Here is a 20,450-nt window from a genome sequence, read left to right on the forward strand (position 1 = left end):
AACAACCGTACTGCGCAGAGTTCTCGCGCTGTTCGTCCTGCTTGCCTCATCCGCGATTACATTGGCCGCGGAGGAAATCCTGCTGTTTCGCAGCGACGTCGATGTCAGCCGGGACGGCGACTTCCTCGTCACCGAGACGATCAGGGTCAATGCGGAGGGCCGCAATATCCGGCGCGGCATCTATCGCGACTTTCCGGTCACCTTCGAGGACGCCAACGGCAACACGGCCCGGAACGGTTTCGAACTGATTTCGGCGACCCGCGACGGACGCGAGGAAACCACTCGTGTCGTCGAGGGCGGAACGTTCGTGCGCGTCTATCTGGGCCAGGAGGACGTCTTCCTTTCGCCCGGCGTCCACACCTACGAACTGACCTATCGGACAGACCGTCAGGTCCGTTTCTTCGACGATCACGACGAGGTCTACTGGAATGCCACCGGCACCGAGTGGATCTTCCCGATCCGAAAGGCCTTCGCGGTGATCACCTTGCCCGAGGGCGCCGATGTGAGCGAGACGGAGGTCTATACCGGCGGATACGGAGCGACGTCGCATAACGCCAGTTCGACACTTTCGGCAGGCAGCAACGCCGTAACCTTCGAAACCACGCAGCCGCTCGGCCCGCGCGAAGGGCTGACCGTCGTCGTTGCCTTTCAGAAGGGTGTTATCGCCGAACCGAGCGATGAGCAGAAATTCGCCTGGTATATCCGCGACAATCTCGGCACGCTGATCGCCGTCGGCGGGCTGACGCTGGTTCTGCTCTACTATTTCTGGGCATGGGTCCGTGTCGGACGCGATCCGCCGGGCGGCGTCGTCGTGCCGCGTTGGGACCTGCCGCAGGGCGTCTCACCGGCGCTGACGCACTACATCTCGAACAAGGGCCTGAAGAAAGGCGGCTTTCCGGCCATCTCGGCCGCGGCGATCAATCTCGCGGTCCAGGGCTATCTCGTGCTGGAGGATATCGGCGAGACAATCACCATACGCCGCACGCAAAAGCCGATTGCGGGCGCGAAGTTCCCCGTCGGCGAGGCGGCGCTGCTCAACAAGATTGCCGGCTATGGCGGTTCCCTCACCGTCTCCAAGGCAACGGGCACGAAGGTGAAATCGCTCGCCTCCAAGTTCAAATCCGCGATGGAGAAGGAACACCGCTCGGTGTTCTACAAGTTCAATATCGGCTGGATCGTACCGGGCGCCATCCTGTCGATCGTGACGATCATCGCCACCCTCGCCCTGGGTCGCTTGAGCGACGCGACGATCGGCTTCGCCGTCCCGGCCGGCATCATCGGCATCGTCTTCACCATCCTGGCGATCAATCTCGGAAAACGCGCCCGTTCCGGTTTCGGCGGCAAACTGCAGCTCGTCATGATGCTGTTCTTCGTCGGCGCCTTCGTCGTCAATTCCGGACTGTTCACCGCATCCGGTCTCATCGATGTACTGGACAAGCCGCTTCTTGTCGGCGCACTGGCGACACTGGTCATGCTCAACGTGCTGTTCTTCTTCCTGATGGGCGCGCCGACGAAGCTCGGCGCACAGCGGTCCGACGAGATAGAGGGGCTGAAGCGGTACCTGACCGTCGCCGAGAAAGACCGCATGAACATGGCCGGCGCGCCGAAAATGTCGCCGCAACACTATGAGAAGCTGCTTCCCTACGCCGTCGCGCTCGATGTCGAGGATCAGTGGTCGAAGGCGTTCCAGACATGGCTGGCAACCGCCGTGGCGGCGGGTGCGGCGGCAGCCGTCGCCTATCACGGGCCCGGCTGGTATCGCGGCAGCGGCCCGTTCGACACCGGGCGCGTCGGCGACACGCTGGGCGGCCTCGCCGGCTCCATGTCGGACAGCTTCACCGCCTCGCTACCGCAGCCGAAATCCTCGTCGTCGGGCTTTTCTGGCGGTGGCGGCTTTTCCGGCGGCGGCGGCGGTGGTGGCGGCGGAGGCGGCTGGTAGGCCGCAAATGCGCCTGACCGCGTGACATCGCAACGCGGGCTTGCTATTCGCCCCGCGACAGCCCTTTCCGATCATACTTTTCCGATTACGCCGGACCCACCATGCCAGACCTCCTGCTCGAACTCTTCTGCGAAGAAATCCCCGCCCGCATGCAGCGCAAGGCGGCGGGCGATCTGAGGAAAGCCGTCACGGACGCGCTGGTCGATGCCGGTCTGACCTATGAGGGCGCGCGCGAATACTGGACGCCGCGCCGCCTGGCGCTCGACCTGCGCGGCCTGACCGCCCGGTCGGCCGATATCACGGAGGAGCGAAAGGGGCCGCGTACCGACGCGCCGGAAAAGGCCGTCGCCGGCTTCCTGCGCGGCGCCGGGCTTTCCTCGGTCGATGAGGCGGAAATCCGCACGGACCCCAAGAAGGGCGATTTCTATGTCGCGGTGATCAAGAAGGCCGGCCGCGACGCCGAGGAGATCATCGCCGACATCATGCCCGGCATCATCCGCAACTTCCCCTGGCCGAAATCGATGCGCTGGGGCAAGGCATCGCGCGAGCCCGGTTCGCTGCGCTGGGTGCGGCCGCTGCAGTCGATCCTGTGCACCTTCGGACCGGAAACCGAGGAGACGAAAGTCATCGCCTTCGAGGTCGACGGGATCGTCGCCGGCAACGTCACGCGCGGCCACCGCTTCCACGCGCCTGAACCGATCACGGTCCGCCGTTTCGAGGATTACGTCTCGAGCCTGGAAAAGGCGCATGTCGTCCTCGACGCGGAACGCCGCAAGGACATCATCGCGACGGACGCGCGCAACCTCGCTTTCGCGCAGGGCGTCGAGCTGGTCGAGGATGACGGGCTGCTGGAGGAAGTGTCCGGGCTGGTCGAATGGCCTGTCGTGCTGATGGGCGAATTCGAGCGGGATTATCTGGAAATCCCCGACGAAGTGGTGCGGCTGACCATCAAGACCAACCAGAAGTGCTTCGTCTGCCGCGATCCGGAGACGCAGCAGCTCACCAATCGCTTCATCCTCGTCGCCAACATCGATGCATCCGACGGCGGCAAGGAGATCGTCCACGGCAATGGCAAGGTCGTGCGCGCCCGCCTGTCCGATGCGCTGCATTTCTGGAAGACCGACCAGTCCGACCTGCCCGACCTCGGCGAATTGACCGCCTCGGCGGAGAAATTCGGCCTCGACCTCAAGAAGCCGCTCGACCAGCGCATGGCGAAGCTCGACCGGCTGAACGTGACGTTCCACGCCAAGCTCGGCACGCAGGGCGAGCGCGTCGCGCGTATCGCGAAACTGGCCGAGGAGCTGGCCCCCAAGGTCGGCGCGGAGTCAAAAGACGCCCGTCGCGCCTCGCTGCTCGCCAAGGCGGACTTGACCACCGAGGTGGTCGGCGAGTTCCCAGAGGTTCAGGGCGCGATGGGCCGCATCTATGCTGAACGGCAGAACGAAGACCCCGACGTCGCGAAAGCCATCGAGGACCACTACAAGCCGCTCGGCCCGACCGACGATGCCCCGACCGACCCGGTTGCCATCGCGGTCGCACTAGCCGACAAGCTCGACACGCTCACCGGCTTCTGGGCCATCGACGAGAAGCCGACGGGTTCGAAGGACCCCTATGCGCTGCGCCGCGCCGCGCTGGGCGTGATCCGGATTTTGCTGGAGAATAAGATACGACTACAAATTGGCTCCACTCTTAATTTCGCAGCGGAGGATGTGGCGGACCACATTCGAGATCCTCGCCTTGATCGCGAATTTAAGATTGCAGGCGAACTCGAAGCAAGTCTTGGCGGGGACTCGCTTATGGATCAGGTCATTGAGCGGGATCTCGCAAAAAACGCTGAAACATTTGAGGGCTCTGATGAAGTTCGCAGCAAGATTCTGAATGACCTCCTCTCCTTCTTCCATGACCGCCTGAAGGTCTATCTCCGCGATTCCGGCGCGCGTCACGATCTGATCGACGCGATCCTGTCGCCGGAAGACGATGACCTTCTGATCGTCGTGCGCAAGGTCGAGGCGCTCGGTGCGATGCTCGACACCGAGGCCGGCGCGAACCTGCTGGCGGGCACCAAGCGCGCGCTGAATATCCTCGCGGCGGAGGAAAAGAAGGACGGCGAAGGTGCGTTTGACGGCGCGATCGACAAGTCTCTCCTGAGCGAACCTGCCGAGCGCGAACTCGCCAATGTTCTCGAAGCCGTCTCCGGCCATGTCGATGCGCATATCGCGAAAGAGGAATATGCGGAGGCGTTTGCCGCGCTGTCGGAACTGCGTCCCGCCGTCGATGCCTTCTTCGAGGGCGTGATGGTCAATGCGGACGACCCGGCCGTCCGCGTCAATCGGCTGCGGCTTCTCTCTTCGCTGCGCGCGACGACACGCAAGCTCGCCGATTTCTCGAAGATCGCCGGCTAGCGCAATTCAGGTCCTGGCAGAAACATCAGCATCGGAATGCGCGTTCGAGCCGAAGGCGAGAGGCTGCGCATTGTGATTCTATTGCAACCTGAAATGCACTAAGCCCGGTTCGATCCCCCGAAACGAAAACGCCCGCGACTGGCGCGGGCGCTTTCGCTGCCGTGTTGCCTTTGGATCAGCGAAGCAGGTCCGCATCGCTAAGGATGTTGTCCTCGATCGTCCGCTCGATGATGAAATCCTCGACGGCCGTGTCGCTCGTATCCAGCTCCCGGAGACGATCCTCGATGCGCTGCTCGATCGGCGAGGTGGACGCGGTCTGGTCGTCGTCGAAATCCTCGTCGTCCTCTTCCTCGTCCGCGTCCTGATCGGTCGATGCCTGATCCGCGTTTTGCAGGTCCGGCGAGGTCGGATCGGTCGTGGACGCATCGATCTGCCCCGGATTGTCACCGCCATTGATGACGGTCATGTCGATGCTGCCCGGCGACGGCGCGAGATAGACCTTCGGCGTGGTGGTGTTGTCGAATTCGACGAAAAGCACCGACGGAAAAGCCGGGTCTTCCTCGATCACATAATCGGCGTGGGCCGGCGCGGATGCGAGCAAGGCGGCCGCGCAGGTCGCGGATGCGAAAATACCAAATCTGCTCATGTTTTCGTTCCCCGTTTTCTCATCACCCAGCCGGAACCGTAGCAAAACCGTCTTGAAGCGCCGTTTTGGATTTCGCTCAAATTTTAACGGCCGCCGCCGGGCCGTTGCACGCGCCCGGATCGGGGTGTAGCAGTCGCGCCATGGAACCGATGCCGAAACAGCGGGTGTGCCGCATCCTGAAGGCGGGCGAAGACGCCCTGCGCGAGGCGCGTGCGGCGCTGCTTGCCGGCGAGGTCGTCGCGATCCCCACGGAGACGGTTTACGGTCTTGCCGCCGACGCGACCAATGGCCCGGCGGTAGCGCGGATTTTCGAGTCGAAACAACGCCCTTCCTTCAATCCGCTCATCTGCCACGTGACCGGCATCGCGATGGCCAAACGCTTCGCATCCTTCGATCCCTTGTCACGCAAACTGGCCGACGCTTTCTGGCCCGGAGCGCTGACACTGGTACTGCCGCTCAGGGACGATCACGCCATTCATCCGCTTGTGACGGCAGGGCTCGATACGGTCGCGGTGCGCGCGCCGCAGGGCTTCGGCGCGGAGCTGATCGCGGCTGTCGGCCGGCCCCTCGCCGCGCCCAGCGCCAACCGGTCCGGACGGATCAGCCCGACGACGGCACAGGCCGTGGCGGACAGTCTCGGCGACGCGATCCCGCTGGTGATCGATGGCGGTCCGACGGCCGTCGGCGTCGAATCCACAATCGTGAAGGTCGATGGCGAGACGGTCCGGCTGCTTCGTCCGGGCGGCGTCGCCGCAGAGGAGATCGAGGCCGTGGTCGGACGCAGCCTGGTGCGCGCCGAGGCGAATGCAGCGATCCAGGCACCCGGAATGCTCGCCTCGCATTACGCGCCCCGCGCACAAATGCGCCTCAATGCCGATCATGTCGCGCCGGGAGAGGCGCTGCTCGGTTTCGGGCCGGTGCGCATCGCGGGCGCGAACGCCGCGAAAGAGGTCCTCGTCTTGTCGGAGGCCGCCGACATGAAGGAGGCAGCCTCCAATCTGTTCGAATTCATGAGCCGGCTGGACGCCGCCGGCGCAACGACCATCGCTGTCGAGCCGATCCCTTCGAGCGGGCTCGGAGAGGCGATCAACGACCGCCTGGCGCGGGCGGCCGCACCCAGGGGAGAAAAATGAAGACGGATCTGATCAAGCGCCTTGTCGAAATCTGCGGCGAAAACAACGTCCTGACCGATGATGCGGACACCGCGCCTTATCTAAAGGAATGGCGTGGCCGGTGGACCGGCAAGACAGCCGCCGTCGTCAAACCCGGTTCGACGGCGGAGGTTGCCGCGATCCTGAAGCTTGCCAACGAGACGAAGACTCCGGTGGTTCCGCAAGGCGGTAATACCGGGCTGGTCGGCGGGCAGATACCCGACAAGAGCGGTGACGAGATCGTCCTGTCGACCTCCCGGCTGAACCGCATCCGCGAGATCGACCCCGCCGGCAACACGATCACGGTGGAGTCCGGTGTCGTGTTGCAGGCGGTGCAGGAAGCCGCCGAAGAGGCGGGACGCTTCTTTCCACTGTCGCTCGGCTCGCAAGGGTCCTGCCAGGTCGGCGGAAACCTCTCCACCAATGCCGGCGGAACCGGCGCGCTCGCCCATGGCGTGGCCCGCGACCTCTGTGTCGGTCTCGAAGTCGTGCTGCCGACGGGCGAGGTCCTCGACGATCTCAACAAGCTCAAGAAGGACAATACAGGTTACAACCTGCGCAACCTGTTCATCGGTGCGGAAGGCACGCTCGGCGTCATCACCGCCGCGGTCCTGAAACTGTTTCCGAAGCCCGCCGGCCGGGCCACGGCCTTTGTCGCCCTTCCCTCTCCTGAGGAAGCGCTGGCCCTTTTCGACCGGGCGCGCAATTCCGCCGGAACCGGTCTCACCGCCTTCGAACTGATGGCGCGGATCGGCGTCGATTTCACGACGCGGCATGTGCCTGACGTGCGCGATCCGCTGTCGACGCATTATCCATGGTACGTGCTGATGGAAATCTCGTCGGGGATTTCGGAAGAAGATGCACGCGCCACGCTGGATGGCGTGCTGGAACACGGCATGGAGCACGGGCTGATCCTCGACGGCGCCATCGCCGAGAGCTTTCAGCAGCGCGCCGATTTCTGGCGGTTGCGGGAGGGCATGTCGGAAAGCCAGATACCGGAAGGCGGCTCGATCAAGCACGACGTTTCGGTCCCGGTCGACCGTGTCCCCGATTTCCTCGCCGAAGCGGACAAGGCGGTTCTGGCAATCGAGCCGGGATCGCGCATCTGCGCCTTCGGCCATGTCGGCGACGGCAACATCCATTACAACATTTCCCAGCCCGTCGGCGCCGACAAGGCGGTGTTCCTGACGCTGACCGAGGTGATCACCCCCGCGGTCCACGCGATCGTGGGCAAGCATGGCGGCTCGATATCGGCGGAGCATGGAATCGGCCAGATGAAGCGGGGCGAACTGGCCGAGGTCAAGTCTCCGGTCGCGCTCGATCTGATGCGGCGCATCAAGAAGGACTTCGATCCGGAAGGGATCATGAATCCCGGCAAGGTGATCTGAGACCCGCGCCAAAATTGTGCCGTTGCGGGACTCGTCCGCATTTGAAACTGCATGATTCCAATTTGCTAACCATTTAAAAGATCAGCCTTTTTTAACGCTGTTTCTTAGCTCGTAGTCAGGGCACACCGTCTAGTGTGACATCCAAGCCGGCCGCCAGAACAACAATAATGGCCGGTGAACAGGGAACGAGGGACGCAGAGGCGAAAACGCCCGCAACTCTCAGGATGAACAGACGAGGCGTCAAACATGGCTACTGGTGCGCAACCGGTATGGGCCGGGCATGAATTCAGGCTCGACCCGGCAAAACTCCCGCAGAAACTGGTCTATGCGACCCGCAACGCCGCAGGCGATGTGGACATAACCGTGAACCAGAACGGCTGCGTGCTGAAACGCCAACTGGATGTCTCCGGCCTGCCGCTCAACATAGCCCTGCCGGTCAACGCCTTCTCCGGCGTCGCCGCGCGGGCCATGTATACCGGCCCGGAAAACGTTCTGGTCACGCTGGAACTGATGCATCACGATCCGGAACTTTGCGTGCCGCTCTTCGTCGGTCACGACCTCGAAGGCATCGCCAGGGACTGGCAGACATGGTCAGACCTTCTCGGCCTTCCGATGCTGATCGTCGACGAGGATGGCGTTACGCGTACGCTCGACGAAAGCGCGCGGAACGTCATCAAGGACAAGAGCCATGCGCGCCGGCACCACGCGATGTTCACCGAACGCCGCCCGCGCTTCCTCGCGCGTCGCCGCATGGGCACGCTCGGATGCCGTATGGTGCTCGACGGCGTCGAGATCATCGCGCGGGACTGAGCTTCAGGCGGCCAGTGCGCCGGCCAGGATGCCGGCAAAGATGAGCCAACCCACCACCGTGTTCGCCTTGAACAGTTTCAGGCACTGATCCGCATCGTCGATATCGAGGGTGCGGATCTGCCAGAGCATGTGCCCGGCTGCCGCCACGAGGCCGACAAAAGCGAGCAGCGGAAGGCCGGCCGCCCAAAAAGCTCCGCCGATCAGGAGGAGCGAGCCGGAATAGAGACCGAAGAGCCACGGCTTGGTGTTCTCGCCGAAAAGCCGCGCCGTCGAGCGGACGCCGACAAGCGCGTCGTCTTCCTTGTCCTGATGGGCATAGATCGTGTCGTAACCGATCACCCACAAAATCGAGCCGAGATAGAGCAGTGCCGGCGCCAGCGAAACCGAGCCGTAGATCGCGGCCCAGCCCATCCATGCGCCCCAGGAAAAGGCAAGTCCCAGAGTCAGTTGCGGCCAGTCGGTGATGCGCTTCATGAACGGGTAAACAGCGACCACGAGCAGCGAAAGAATGCCGAAGCCGATGGCAAAAAGGTTGAACTGGATCAGCACCAGGAAGCCGACAAGCGCCTGGCTCACGAGGAAAATCCAGGCCTGCCGGCGGGATACCTGTCCGGACGGCAGCGGGCGCGACCGGGTGCGCGCCACCTGGTCGTCGATCTTCTGGTCCACGAGATCGTTATAGGTGCAGCCCGCGCCGCGCATCGCGACCGCGCCGATCAAAAACAGGGCGAGATGCCAGGGGTCGGGAAACGGAGCGAAGGTCAGCGCCGTGTTTCCCGCGCCGGCAAGCCCCGCCATCGCCGCCGACCACCAGCATGGCCACAGCAACAGCCACCAGCCGATCGGACGGTCCCAGCGCGCCAGCTGGGCATAGGGCCAGTGGCGGCGCGGCAGCGCGCGATAGACCCAATGGCCCGACGGCGCATCGGCGACCCGGCCCTGACTTCCACGCGACTGGATGGTGTCCTGCATGGCCGCACTGGTGACAAGCCTGCGGACAAAGGTCAAGGGTCGGGCCCTGCGGCTTGACCGCGCGCGGCCCAGACCGTACCGCAACCGCATCGAAGACGGAGCGGACCATGAATGTTTTGCTGATCGGATCGGGCGGACGCGAACACGCGCTGGCGGCGAAACTGGCGGCCTCCCCTCTCCTCAAGACGCTGTTCTGCGCGCCGGGCAATCCGGGTATCGCGGACGTGGCCCAATGTGTCGTTCTAGACGTGACTGACCATGGCAAGGTGGTGGATTTCTGCCGCGTCAACGGCATCGGCCTCGTCGTCGTCGGCCCGGAGGCGCCGCTGGTGGACGGGCTCGCGGATTCATTGAAAGCGGTGGGCATCCCGGTTTTCGGTCCGAGCGCGGCCGCCGCTCAACTTGAGGGCTCCAAAGCCTTCACAAAGGCGCTGTGCGACCGGATGGACATCCCGACCGCGGCATACGGGCGGTTCAACAATGCGCCGAAGGCAAAGAACCACGTTCGCCAGCAAGGCGCCCCGATCGTCATCAAGGCCGACGGGCTCGCCGCCGGCAAGGGCGTGACCGTGGCCATGACGCTGGAGGAGGCCTTCGCGGCAATCGAGGATTGTTTCGAGGGCGCTTTCGGCGATGCGGGTGCGGAAGTCGTGGTCGAGGAGTTCCTGGAAGGCGAGGAAGCGTCCTTCTTCTGCATTTGCGACGGCGAGACCGCCCTGCCCCTGACGACCGCGCAGGACCACAAGCGCGTCGGCGAAGGCGATACGGGGCCGAATACCGGCGGCATGGGTGCCTACTCGCCGGCTTCGATCATGTCCGATGCGCTGATCGAGCAAACGATGGAGAGCATCATCCGGCCCACGATGCGCGGCATGGCGGAACAGGGCATGCCATTTACAGGCATTCTCTATGCCGGGCTGATGCTGACCGGTTCCGGCCCCAAGCTGATCGAATACAATGTCCGCTTCGGCGATCCGGAATGCCAGGTGATCATGCCGCGGCTGAAGGACGATCTGCTCGTCCTGATGAAAGCGGCCGCGGACGGCGTATTGTCATCGATGGGCGTGCATTGGCGCGACGAGGCGGCCGCCACCGTCGTGATGTGCGCACCGGGCTATCCCGCCTCGGCCAAAAAGGGATCCGTCATCTCGCTGCCCAGGGCGATCGACCTGCCGGAAGGCGTCACGATCTATCACGCCGGAACGGCAAAAAAGGGCGATGATCTCGTCGCCAATGGCGGCCGCGTCCTGAACGTCACCGCAACGGGCAAGACCGTTACCGCCGCTCTTGAAACGGCCTATCAGGCAGTCGACCTGATCGAGTGGCCGGAAGGCTTCTGCCGCCGCGATATCGGCTGGCGGGAGATCGCGCGGGAAAAGGAAGAGTAGGCAAGTCTCCGAACCGAATCCGCGATTTCCTTGTCTTAGATCAAAGAAGAACGCGCGAACGGCTGCAATTCTTTCGACATCGAATTCGAAAGGAATGTATTATGGGACTGTTGGCGAACATTGGCAAAAGAATGGACCGTCAGGCTCACCTGATGGGTGCGATGATGAAGCGCCTTGACGTTGATATTGAGTCGGTCGGCCTTGAGGGTGACGGCGCAAGGCTGCAATCCGCCGCCCGTTCCTGCCTTCTGTGCCGCAACAGCGATGTTTGCGAGCGCTGGCTTGAGGGCGCGGGAGATACCGCACCCGATTTTTGCCGAAACTCCCAGTTGTTCGCCCTGCACCGCAAATCGTGAACTACTGCCAGGGATTGAGCGCTGCCTTTCCATTCGTGATCGCATAGGCCCTCGCGGTGACCTTCCTGCCGCCGTCATCCTCATGCAGGAACAATGGCGGCGCCAACTCCATGGGCTTTCGGCTTCCCTTGATGCCGGAAACGACGATACGGATTGCCGGTTTCGATGCGCGGGGATGGATCGGCAGAACCGAAATCGCTCCGTAACGGCGCTTCATCGCCTCCAGTATCTCGACCACCGATTGCGGCCGCGCGATGATCGACAGTCCCGCGCCCGGCCGCGCGATGGCGCATGCGGTCTTGATCCAGCGGGTGAGAAGGTCCGGCCGCATGACATGCGCGCCGGCCTTTTCCGGATCAGGCGTGGCCCTGTCTCTCGGGTCGTTGAAGGGCGGATTGGCGATCACCCAGTCATGGCGTTCCCGCGGCAGGCCGGCGGCTTCCCGCGCCTTGCCGTCAAGCGAAACATCAGCCTCGATCACCTGCGCCCGGTCTCTCAGATGCTCGTTGCCTTCAAGCGCCAGCCCAGCGCGAGCGCATGCGGCCATCAGCGGAGATTTCTCGTAGAGCACCGCGGTCGCCCGAGGGTAGCGGTCGAGGGCGGCAAAGGCCGCCGCACCCGCCCCGGCGCCGAGATCGGCAAGCGTGCCGGAGAAGCCGTCAGGTAGGCTTGCCGCCAAGATCATCGCGTCGATGCCGGATCTGTGCGCGCCCTTTGCAGGCTGGACGAGGCGGAAGCCGTCGCGATGAAACGCATCGATGGTCGTCTCGATGCCGTCTATAACCGGCCCGGCCATATGCCGGTCAGCCTTTCAGTTCATTTTCGAGACCGGCATCGCGGAGAATTCGGCGCGCCTGCTCGATGCGATCGGCATCGACGAGAACGCGGCGCGGAAGGATGCCGAGCGAACCGTCCATGATCGACATGTTCTCATCGGCGACGAGAACCCCGATCCCCGCCTCGCGCATCAGCGACTCGACAAAAGACAGCGTGACGGGGTTGTTTGTACGCAACAGTTCTTCCATGACCCCCTGATAGGCCGCGCGGCGCGGCGCTACAAGATTTCTTCGCCGTTCTGTTGAAAACGAAGAGCCTAACGCGCCAATTCGCCGCTTGCCCGCCAAAAGCGGAATTCATAATGTGGCCCCGCAATCTGGAGACTTAGTTTTGGGCGTCGTCGTAGCACTGGGTGAAAACAAGAAGGAACCGGCGGGAATCAGTGATCTCGTCGATCTCGTCGCAAACGGCATGCAGCGGGTCAACGAACTGATCCTCTCCAAGGCCGGCTCCGATGTGGAGATGATTCCGGAAGTCGCCAACCACCTGATTTCGTCCGGCGGCAAGCGCCTTCGTCCGATGATCACTCTCGCCGCCGCCGACATGTTCGGCTACAGCGGCGAAGGCCATGTGAAGCTGGCGACCAGCGTCGAATTCATGCATACGGCGACACTCCTGCACGACGATGTCGTCGATGAGAGCGACATGCGCCGCTCCAAGCCGACCGCCCGCATGATCTGGGGCAACCAGGCGAGCGTCCTGGTGGGCGATTTCCTGCTCGGCCAGGCCTTCAAGATGATGGTGGAAGTCGGATCGCTCGACGCGCTGGACGTTCTTTCCTCCGCGGCTTCGGTGATCGCCGAAGGCGAGGTCATGCAGCTCGCCGCAGCCAAGAACCTCGAAACCACCGAGGACGAATATCTCGCGGTCATCAAGGCGAAGACGGCGGCACTTTTCTCGGCCGCGGCCGAGGTCGGCCCGATCATCGCCAATGCCTCCAAATCGGATCGTGCGGCACTGCGTTCCTACGGCCTCAATCTCGGCCTTGCTTTCCAGTTGGTGGACGATGCGCTCGACTATGGCGGCAACGCGAAAGACCTCGGCAAGAACACGGGCGACGACTTCCGCGAGGGCAAGATCACGCTTCCGGTGGTACTCGCCTACCGGCGCGGCACGGATACCGAGCGCGCATTCTGGAAGAACGCTATCGAGAACGGCGAGAACAACGACGCAGCCCTCGAGGAAGCCCGTGGCATGATGCTGAAATACGGTGCCTTGCCGGACACGATCCAGCGCGCGCGCCATTTCGGCGAGATCGCGCGCGACGCTCTGGCGCCGCTCAAACCGTCACCGCAGAAGAACGCACTTCTCGACGTGGTCGAGTTCTGCATCTCGCGGATCAACTGACCGGCGCGCCGGCCGATCCGGCCACGTTGCGCGGACACCATAAAAAGGCCATTCTCGCACGGTGATTTGGTGCGCGAACGCGCCATGAAACCGGCAACCCGGATTGGAATTCGATGAAACGGTCCTTCGCACTCCCCGCCCTTCTTCTCGCCGCCGGCCTCGCGGCCTTCCCGGCATCGGCCGAGCGGGGACCGAAAGACCAGCTTAGCCCGGCCGATTCGCTGTCAGGCGCCTTCCTTGCGGCGGCGACCGCACGTGCCGAAAACGACTTCGATGCCGCCGTCACCTACTATACCGAAGCGCTTCGCTACGACCCGGACAATGCCGCCCTCCAGCAGGAGTTGCTGCTCGCGCTTATCACCAATGGCGAGTTCGACGAGGCCCTGCCGATCGCGGAGAAACTCAAGAAGGATCCCCAGATCGAGCGCGTTTCGCGCGTTGTTCTCGGTATCGAGGCGATCCGCTCGCGGCGCCTCCTCCTCGCCGACAGCGCCCTGATCCTGACCTTCGAAAGCGATCTGGAACGGCTCCTGACCGGTGTGATGCGCTCCTGGGCGAAGCTCGGCGCGGGCGAACCCGACAATGCGCTCAAAACCATCGACTCACTCGAAGGGCCTGACTGGTTCGTTCTTTTCACCGCCTATCACGGGGCGCTCATCGCCGATGCGGCCGGGCGTGAGGATGACGCTATCGAGCGTTTCCGCTTCGGAATGGACAACACCGCCGGCGGCAGCGCCTCGCCGCAGACCTATATCCGGATGGCGGAAGCCTTTTCCGGTCTCCTCGCCCGTGAGGGCGAGATCGAGGAAGCCCGTTCCGTGCTCGACCGGGCTCTGGAGATCGCACCGGCCAATCCGGCGCTCCTGGCGCTGGCGCCGGAAGACGTCGATATCTCGCGCAAGGCATTGCGCATCGCCGATCCGGCATCCGGCGCCGCGGAGATTCTGTTCAATGTCGGCACCGCGATCAATCGCGACGGGGCCGAGAGTTTCGCAGCACTCTATCTGGAGATGGCGCGCGTGCTCGCGCCAAAAAATGCGCAGATCTATTTCGAACTCGGCGGAATTTCGGAGCGGCTCGGGCTGACCGAGCGCGCCATTTCCTACTACGAGCAAATTCCCGCGGATTCGTCCTACGGCCGGATCGCCCAATTGCAAAAGGGGCTGAACCTCGCGGATATCGACCGCAACGAGGAAGCAAAAGAAATCCTCGCGGCGGCCGTCGAGACCGACCCGGACGAATACAGGGGCTATCTCGCGCTGGGAGGCGTCTATGCCTCGCTCAAGGAGTACGAGGAAGCCGCAGCGCTCTACGAGCGCGCCATTGCCCATATCGACACCTCGGACTCGACCTTCTGGCCGCTCTATTACCGCATGGGCATCGCCTATGAGCGCATCAAGCAGTGGGACAAGGCCGAAGCCGCGTTCAAGCATGCGCTGGAACTGTCGCCCGACCAGCCGGATGTGCTCAACTATCTCGGCTATTCCTGGATCGACATGAACATCAATCTCGACGAAGGGCTCGAGATGATCCGCAAGGCGGTCGAGCGGCGACCGCGCGACGGCTATATCGTCGACTCCCTCGGATGGGTCTATTACCGGCTCGGACGCTTCGAGGAAGCGGTCACCGAACTGGAAAAGGCAACCGATCTGCGCCCCCGCGACGCCACGATCAACGATCACCTCGGTGATGCCTATTGGCGCGTCGGCCGGAAGCTGGAGGCCACCTATCAGTGGGAGCAGGCGCTCGGCATGGAGATCGAACCCGCCGATGCCGCGCACATCGAAGCGAAACTGGCCTCCAGCAAAACGCCGGGCGGCGAACCGCAGATCGCTGAGAGCCGTATCGACGATGGTGCGATGGGCAAGACCGCTGCGTCTCCTGATACCGGCAATGGCGGCTGACAACACCATTCCCCTGTCCGCCTGACGTCATGGGTGAACCTGTCTGGATTGACGCGCCGGCGAAGATCAATCTCGCCCTGCACGTTACGGGCCAACGCCCGGACGGCTATCACCTGATCGAAACGCTCGCCGTTTTCGCGGATATCCGCGACCGGATCGCGGTTGCGCTTGCGGAGAAGGACGGTTTCGTTGTCGAAGGCCCGGAAGCCTCGGCGCTCGCCGGAGAGGATCCGGCCAGCAATCTGGTGATCCGGGCACGCGATTTCCTGCGCGACATCGCAGACAAGGCCGGAATGACGGCCCCATCCGTCAATGTGCGGCTGGAAAAGAACCTGCCGACCGGTTCCGGAATAGGCGGAGGGTCCGCCGACGCGGCAGCGACATTGCGTGCCCTGTCGGCCTTGTGGTGCCTGGATGACCTCGAACAAACGATCCGGGACCAGGCGGTGAGCCTGGGGGCCGACGTGCCGATGTGCCTGGCGTCAACGCCCCTTGTCGCGCGCGGAATCGGTGAGGACCTGGAGCCGCTTTCCGGCATGCCGGCGCTGGACATCCTGCTCGTCAATCCGCGCCGCCACATATCCACGCCGGCAGTCTTCAAGGCGCTGGATCGGAAAGACAACGCGCCCCTTCCGCAGGCCAATATCGCGTACGGCCCTCATGGTCTCGCGGACTGGCTCGCGCGCGAAAGCCGAAACGACCTCGAAGCGCCGTCCGTCCGGCTGACGCCAGCCATTGGAGACTGCCTTGTTGCGCTGGACGCGACCAATCCTCTTCTGGCGCGCATGTCCGGTTCCGGAGCGACCTGTTTTGCAATCTATCCCGACGGCGATACAGCACGCGATGCGGCGTCACGTCTCTTGCGCGACCACCCGGATTGGTGGATCAAGACGGGCAGAACTGGCCCCTCAGGGAGAGAAGGCGAATGAGCCGCATCGACGAAAGCCGCCCATTCATACCGGTGCGCATCGCCGTACTGACGGTTTCCGACACACGTTCGCTGGAGGACGACAAGTCGGGAGCGACGCTTGCGGCACGTATCGAAAAGGCCGGCCACATCCTTGTGGACCGCGCCATTGTCACCGACGACCGCGACACGATAGCCGGCAAGGTTTCGGACTGGGCCTACAGCCCTGATATCGAGGCTATCATCACCACCGGCGGGACCGGTTTCACCGGCCGCGACGTGACCCCGGAAGCGCTGGAACCGCTTTTCGAGAAACGCATGGACGGATTTTCCGCCCTGTTTCACCGGATCTCCTTCGACAAGATCGGCACATCCACCATCCAGTCGCGGGCGACAGCCGGACTGATGCACCAGACCTTCGTCTTCGTGTTGCCCGGTTCCCCGGGCGCCTGCAAGGACGCCTGGGATGGTATTCTGGAGCCACAGTTCGACTATCGCCACATGCCCTGCAATTTCGTGGAGATCATGCCGCGCCTCGACGAGCACCTGCGGCGCGGCGGCGGAAAATCCGCCTAGGCTTTCGGCTTCGGCGGCATCGCGATTTCCGACTTGACCGGCCGAAGCGCCAGACCGCGCACGAGATCCTCGGCGTTTACCGCCCCGTCGGCCAGATTGGCCAGCGCCTGGGTTTTCGAGATCAGCAATCCACGTGACAGTGGGCCGCGCCTGCCCGTGATCGGGAAGAACACCCGCGACAGCCAATTGCCGGTTTTCGCCGGCGTAAAGCATGCGGCGGAAGCATCGGGTCGCATGATGTGATCCATCACGGCTCCGTTCCATCCATCCGCGAGCCGCGCGCCCGGCTCGATCACGATCAGCCAGTCGCCGCGGGCGCCGGATACGATGTCACGCAGAGGCGTCCCCGCCTCGACCGCGTTGCACCCGGCGGCATCCGCGATGGATGCCGTCGAATCGGTCGATGCGGCATCGACAACGATCACTTCCGAGATGTGCCCCTCGATCGCGTCATGCACCAATGGCGCCAGCGAATGCGCCAACAGATGTGCCTGATTGTGCGTGAAAAAAAGGATTGTGACCATCGTTCCCCCAATGCCGCTTGCTTAGAGCCTGTCGCGCCCGGAATGCAAGCGATCCGAATTTTGTTCTTGTATTGTTCTCTTTTTGCGAATAGGAATAAAGTCATCGAACGAAGCGATTCCATGACCCTCCGGGAGACATGAGATGGACGTGATTGCAGCAGCAGACAGGACGGCATTTTCGGGTTCGGCCGAACAGGGCACCGACAACGCGAATCGGTTGATCGCGCGGTCCGGATTGCGCGAACACGAGCACCGGACGCGCGGCCGTGCGAGCGCGGTCAATCCGTCGGGACGGTTCGAGCCGCTTTCCCGAAACGTCTTCGACGATGGCTGGAACAGCTTCGAGGATTTGCCGCCCTTCAAGACGGAGGTGCAGACCGAGCATGCGCGCACGATCATCACGCGCAACACCTCGCCGGACATTTCCTTCGACAGGTCGATCAATCCCTATCGCGGTTGCGAGCATGGCTGCGTCTACTGCTTCGCACGGCCGACCCATGCCTATATGGGGTTGTCGGCGGGCATCGATTTCGAGGCGAAACTGTTCGCCAAACCGGACGCGGCGAAGCTCCTGGAAAAGGAGATCACGAAGCCGGGCTACAAGGTGAAGTCGATCGCCATCGGCACCAACACCGATCCCTATCAGCCGATCGAGCGCGACTGGATGCTCATGCGCTCCATTCTCGAGGTCCTCGAGCGGCACAATCACCCCGTCGGCCTCGTCACCAAGTCGCATCTGGTCACCCGCGACGCGGACATACTGGCGCGTATGGCCGAAAAGGGCCTCGCCAAGGTGGCGCTATCGGTGACCACCATGGATCGAAGGCTGGCGCGCACGATGGAACCGCGGGCTTCGACACCGTCGAAGCGGCTAGAGGCGATCCGCATTCTCACGGATCAGGGCATTCCCACATCGGCGATGGTTGCGCCGATCATCCCGGGGCTCAACGACCATGAGATCGAGAAGATCCTCGATGCCGTCGCCGGCATGGGCGCACGCGAGGCTGGCTACGTGCTTTTGCGCCTGCCGCTGGAAGTGGCGCCCGTCTTCAAGGAATGGCTTCTGCGCCATTACCCGGAACGCTACCGGCACGTCCTGTCGCTGATTCGCTCGATGCGCGGCGGCAAGGATTACGACGCCGAGTGGGGAAAGCGCATGCGCGGGACCGGCCCCTATGCCTGGCAGATCGCCCGCCGCTTCGAACTGGCGAGCAAGCGTCTCGGGCTGAACGCCACCCGCCTGAAATTGCGCACCGACCTGTTCGAACCACCGAAACCGGAGAGTGAGCAACTCAGTCTCCTGTAATCTGTCGGTCGGGCCGACGTCCCCTCTCCATCCCCCGGCCCGCCCGACAGTGTGACCCCGAACCGATGCCTGCCTGATCCACCCCGCCCGGATCCAGTGCACAACGGGGTCAAGGCAAAGGGAATCGGGAGAGCGTGACAGAGTTTCGTGGTATGTGTCGCCGCACCATGACCACCACGAACACGCCTCCCGGTTCTCTCCTGCTTCCGCTCGATGGCATCGAACTGCCGCCGGTGCCGGATTTCCGAATCGAGACAGGCTACTGGAACGATGGCCACCGACATGTGGCCGGCGCGGACGAAGCCGGACGAGGCCCGTTGGCGGGGCCGGTCGTCGCGGCGGCCGTCATCCTCGACCCGGAGGACGTACCGGACGGGCTGAACGACTCCAAGAAACTAACGGCACGCGACCGGGACCGCCTGCATGACGAAATCATGCAGAAGGCCCTTGCGGTCAGCGTATCTAGCCGCTGTTCAAGTTCGATCGATGCGAGCAATATCCTGCAGGCGAGCCTCGCCGCGATGCACACCGCGGTCACGAGCCTGGCGCTCACGGCCGACAGCGCGCTGTTCGACGGGCGTGACATTCCACCCGGCCTGACGTTTCGCGCCCCGCCGCGCGCCGTGATCAAGGGCGACGGGCGGTCGCTGTCCATCGCCGCCGCCTCGATCATCGCCAAGGTAACGCGCGACCGCATGATGGTGCGGCTCGGCGCATACCATCCGCAATACGGGCTGGAACGGCATATGGGCTATGCCTCGAAGGCACATCGCGACCAGATCGCCGCGCATGGCGGCGTGGCCCGTGTCCACCGCTTCACCTTCGCACCGCTCAGGCACAACGCATAAAAAAGGCCGGGCTTTGCGCCCGGCCTGATCGATTTGCTGGAGAAGCTCCGGCGCGTCAGTTCATCCGCGTCTTGACCTCGTCGAGGGACTGCTTGAACAGATCGGTCGCTGCCTTGCCGGAAACCTTCTCGCCAAGGATCTGCGTCGCGGCGGCCAGCGCCATGTCGACAGCAGAGCCGCGGACTTCGTCCATGGCATCGGCTTCCGCCTGGGCGATCTTCTGCTCGGCCATTGCGGTACGACGGGTCACATATTCGTCCGTCTTCTGCTTCGCCTCGGCGGTGATCATCTCAGCCTCGCGCTTGGCCGCATCGACGATGTCGGAGGCTTCCTTCTCGGCTTCCTTGCGCTTCTTCTGGTATTCGGCCAGCAGGGCCTGCGCTTCTTCGCGCAGCTTGCGGGCTTCTTCCAGTTCGTTGCGGATCTTTTCCGCACGATTGTCGAGGGCAGTGGCGATCGTGCCCGGCACCTTCATGTAGATGACGATACCGAGGAAGATGACGAGAGCGATCAGCGCCCAGAATGTTGCGTCTGCCATGGTGCCTTCCTTAGCCTTCCGACGCTTTCAGCGCCTTGTCGATCTCGGCCTTGGTCACAGAGCCGCCGATCAGCTGTGAAACGATGGCTTCCGTGGTTTCGCCGGCGATCGAGCCGACATCGGCCATGGCCTTGTCCCGGATCTGGGCGATACGTGCCTCGGCTTCGGAAAGCTGCTCGGCCAGTTTCTTTTCGACCTTCTGGCGCTCCGCTTCCGCCGCGGATTTGGCGGTGTCACGGGCCTTGTTGCCGATCTCGTTGGCCGATGCCTTGGCTTCGGCGAGCTCCTGCTCGTAGGCGGCAATTGCAGCATCGGCCTCGGCCTTGAGCTCGTGCGCCTTGTCGAGATCCTGCGCGATCCGGTCCTGGCGCATCTCGAGAATGCCGCCAATACGCGGAACGATGACCTTGGACATGAACCAGTAGAGGAAGCCGAAGGTCAGCGCGAGCCAGAAGAGCTGCGATGCGAAAGTCGACGAGTCGAAAGGCGGGAAGCCTCCACCGTGACTTTCAGCGGCGCCGTGCGCCACTTCCGCAGCCCCGTGGGCGGCTTCCTGGGCTATTGCCTGGGTTACAAACATGGGCGTCCCTTAACGGAGATTGGCGCGGCAG

The 20,450-nt window shown here is 63.4% G+C and carries 20 protein-coding genes; 13 read left to right on the plus strand and 7 right to left on the minus strand.

Features of this window, described 5'->3' with window-relative positions; genetic code table 11:
- The first annotated feature begins 10 nt into the window (after positions 1-10).
- On the plus strand, positions 11-1,939 hold the full coding sequence (locus LC343_RS17425; RefSeq protein ID WP_428982599.1) for a DUF2207 domain-containing protein: 1,929 nt from the start codon (positions 11-13) through the stop codon (positions 1,937-1,939).
- Positions 1,940-2,040: 101 nt separating this feature from the next.
- Entirely contained in the window at positions 2,041-4,341 is a 2,301-nt protein-coding gene (gene glyS, locus LC343_RS17430; RefSeq protein WP_223478442.1) for a glycine--tRNA ligase subunit beta, read from the plus strand.
- Between the two features lie 175 nt (positions 4,342-4,516).
- Here glyS and LC343_RS17435 read toward each other — a convergent pair whose 3' ends face one another.
- The gene (locus LC343_RS17435; protein WP_223478443.1) at positions 4,517-4,987 is read right to left on the minus strand and encodes a hypothetical protein; all 471 of its coding nucleotides are present in this window, start codon (positions 4,985-4,987) and stop codon (positions 4,517-4,519) included.
- A 149-nt stretch (positions 4,988-5,136) separates the two neighbouring features.
- On the opposite strand from LC343_RS17435, the gene LC343_RS17440 reads away from it, so the two are divergent.
- The 3 genes from LC343_RS17440 to LC343_RS17450 all read left to right on the plus strand — a co-directional run bounded on the left by LC343_RS17440 (position 5,137) and on the right by LC343_RS17450 (position 8,336).
- Entirely contained in the window at positions 5,137-6,120 is a 984-nt protein-coding gene (locus tag LC343_RS17440) for an L-threonylcarbamoyladenylate synthase (protein ID WP_428982600.1), read from the plus strand.
- Positions 6,117-7,526 carry an FAD-binding oxidoreductase gene (locus LC343_RS17445; protein ID WP_223478445.1) on the plus strand — a complete coding sequence of 470 codons (1,410 nt, stop codon included), beginning with the start codon at positions 6,117-6,119 and terminating at the stop codon, positions 7,524-7,526. Before LC343_RS17440 ends, LC343_RS17445 begins: the two co-directional genes overlap by 4 nt.
- A 246-nt stretch (positions 7,527-7,772) precedes the next feature.
- Positions 7,773-8,336, plus strand: a complete 564-nt coding sequence (locus LC343_RS17450) for a DUF6101 family protein (protein WP_223478446.1) — start codon at positions 7,773-7,775, stop codon at positions 8,334-8,336.
- Positions 8,337-8,339: 3 nt separating this feature from the next.
- Here LC343_RS17450 and ubiA read toward each other — a convergent pair whose 3' ends face one another.
- Positions 8,340-9,308 (minus strand): 4-hydroxybenzoate octaprenyltransferase, encoded by a 969-nt coding sequence (ubiA, locus tag LC343_RS17455; protein WP_223478447.1) that lies wholly within the window; start codon positions 9,306-9,308, stop codon positions 8,340-8,342.
- Between the two features lie 107 nt (positions 9,309-9,415).
- Between ubiA and purD the strand changes: the two genes are divergently transcribed.
- Together purD and LC343_RS25380 are read left to right on the plus strand one after the other, a co-directional pair.
- Entirely contained in the window at positions 9,416-10,696 is a 1,281-nt protein-coding gene (purD, locus tag LC343_RS17460) for a phosphoribosylamine--glycine ligase (protein WP_223478448.1), read from the plus strand.
- 164 nt (positions 10,697-10,860) lie between these two features.
- On the plus strand, positions 10,861-11,052 hold the full coding sequence (locus LC343_RS25380) for a DUF6455 family protein (protein ID WP_428982601.1): 192 nt from the start codon (positions 10,861-10,863) through the stop codon (positions 11,050-11,052).
- Position 11,053: 1 nt separating this feature from the next.
- Here LC343_RS25380 and LC343_RS17470 read toward each other — a convergent pair whose 3' ends face one another.
- Together LC343_RS17470 and LC343_RS17475 are read right to left on the minus strand one after the other, a co-directional pair.
- Positions 11,054-11,848, minus strand: coding sequence for a tRNA1(Val) (adenine(37)-N6)-methyltransferase (locus LC343_RS17470; RefSeq protein ID WP_223478449.1), 795 nt, complete (start codon positions 11,846-11,848; stop codon positions 11,054-11,056).
- A 7-nt stretch (positions 11,849-11,855) separates the two neighbouring features.
- Positions 11,856-12,077, minus strand: a complete 222-nt coding sequence (locus LC343_RS17475; protein ID WP_223478547.1) for a putative signal transducing protein — start codon at positions 12,075-12,077, stop codon at positions 11,856-11,858.
- Between the two features lie 142 nt (positions 12,078-12,219).
- Between LC343_RS17475 and LC343_RS17480 the strand changes: the two genes are divergently transcribed.
- The 4 genes from LC343_RS17480 (at position 12,220) to moaB (ending at position 16,623) form a co-directional block, all read left to right on the plus strand.
- Complete coding sequence (locus tag LC343_RS17480; RefSeq protein ID WP_223478450.1) at positions 12,220-13,236, plus strand: polyprenyl synthetase family protein; 1,017 nt, start codon at positions 12,220-12,222, stop codon at positions 13,234-13,236.
- 113 nt (positions 13,237-13,349) lie between these two features.
- Positions 13,350-15,140, plus strand: coding sequence for a tetratricopeptide repeat protein (locus tag LC343_RS17485; RefSeq protein ID WP_223478451.1), 1,791 nt, complete (start codon positions 13,350-13,352; stop codon positions 15,138-15,140).
- Positions 15,141-15,169: 29 nt separating this feature from the next.
- A complete protein-coding gene (locus LC343_RS17490) occupies positions 15,170-16,069 on the plus strand; it encodes a 4-(cytidine 5'-diphospho)-2-C-methyl-D-erythritol kinase (RefSeq protein WP_223478452.1) in 900 nt (299 codons plus the stop codon).
- On the plus strand, positions 16,066-16,623 hold the full coding sequence (gene moaB, locus LC343_RS17495) for a molybdenum cofactor biosynthesis protein B (RefSeq protein ID WP_223478453.1): 558 nt from the start codon (positions 16,066-16,068) through the stop codon (positions 16,621-16,623). Before LC343_RS17490 ends, moaB begins: the two co-directional genes overlap by 4 nt.
- Here the strand turns inward: moaB and LC343_RS17500 are convergent.
- On the minus strand, positions 16,620-17,147 hold the full coding sequence (locus LC343_RS17500; RefSeq protein ID WP_223478454.1) for a glycosyl transferase family 2: 528 nt from the start codon (positions 17,145-17,147) through the stop codon (positions 16,620-16,622). The genes moaB and LC343_RS17500 overlap by 4 nt on opposite strands.
- Before the next feature lie 142 nt (positions 17,148-17,289).
- On the opposite strand from LC343_RS17500, the gene LC343_RS17505 reads away from it, so the two are divergent.
- Positions 17,290-18,453, plus strand: a complete 1,164-nt coding sequence (locus LC343_RS17505; protein ID WP_223478455.1) for a PA0069 family radical SAM protein — start codon at positions 17,290-17,292, stop codon at positions 18,451-18,453.
- A 167-nt stretch (positions 18,454-18,620) separates the two neighbouring features.
- Entirely contained in the window at positions 18,621-19,301 is a 681-nt protein-coding gene (gene rnhB, locus LC343_RS17510) for a ribonuclease HII (protein ID WP_223478456.1), read from the plus strand.
- Positions 19,302-19,356: 55 nt separating this feature from the next.
- Here rnhB and LC343_RS17515 read toward each other — a convergent pair whose 3' ends face one another.
- On the minus strand, positions 19,357-19,839 hold the full coding sequence (locus LC343_RS17515) for a F0F1 ATP synthase subunit B (RefSeq protein WP_223478457.1): 483 nt from the start codon (positions 19,837-19,839) through the stop codon (positions 19,357-19,359).
- Positions 19,840-19,849: 10 nt separating this feature from the next.
- Positions 19,850-20,419, minus strand: a complete 570-nt coding sequence (locus LC343_RS17520; RefSeq protein ID WP_223478458.1) for a F0F1 ATP synthase subunit B — start codon at positions 20,417-20,419, stop codon at positions 19,850-19,852.
- Positions 20,420-20,450: the final 31 nt, after the last annotated feature.

This window comes from Oricola indica (assembly GCF_019966595.1).
GTDB classification, from domain to species: Bacteria; Pseudomonadota; Alphaproteobacteria; order Rhizobiales; family Rhizobiaceae; genus Oricola; species Oricola indica.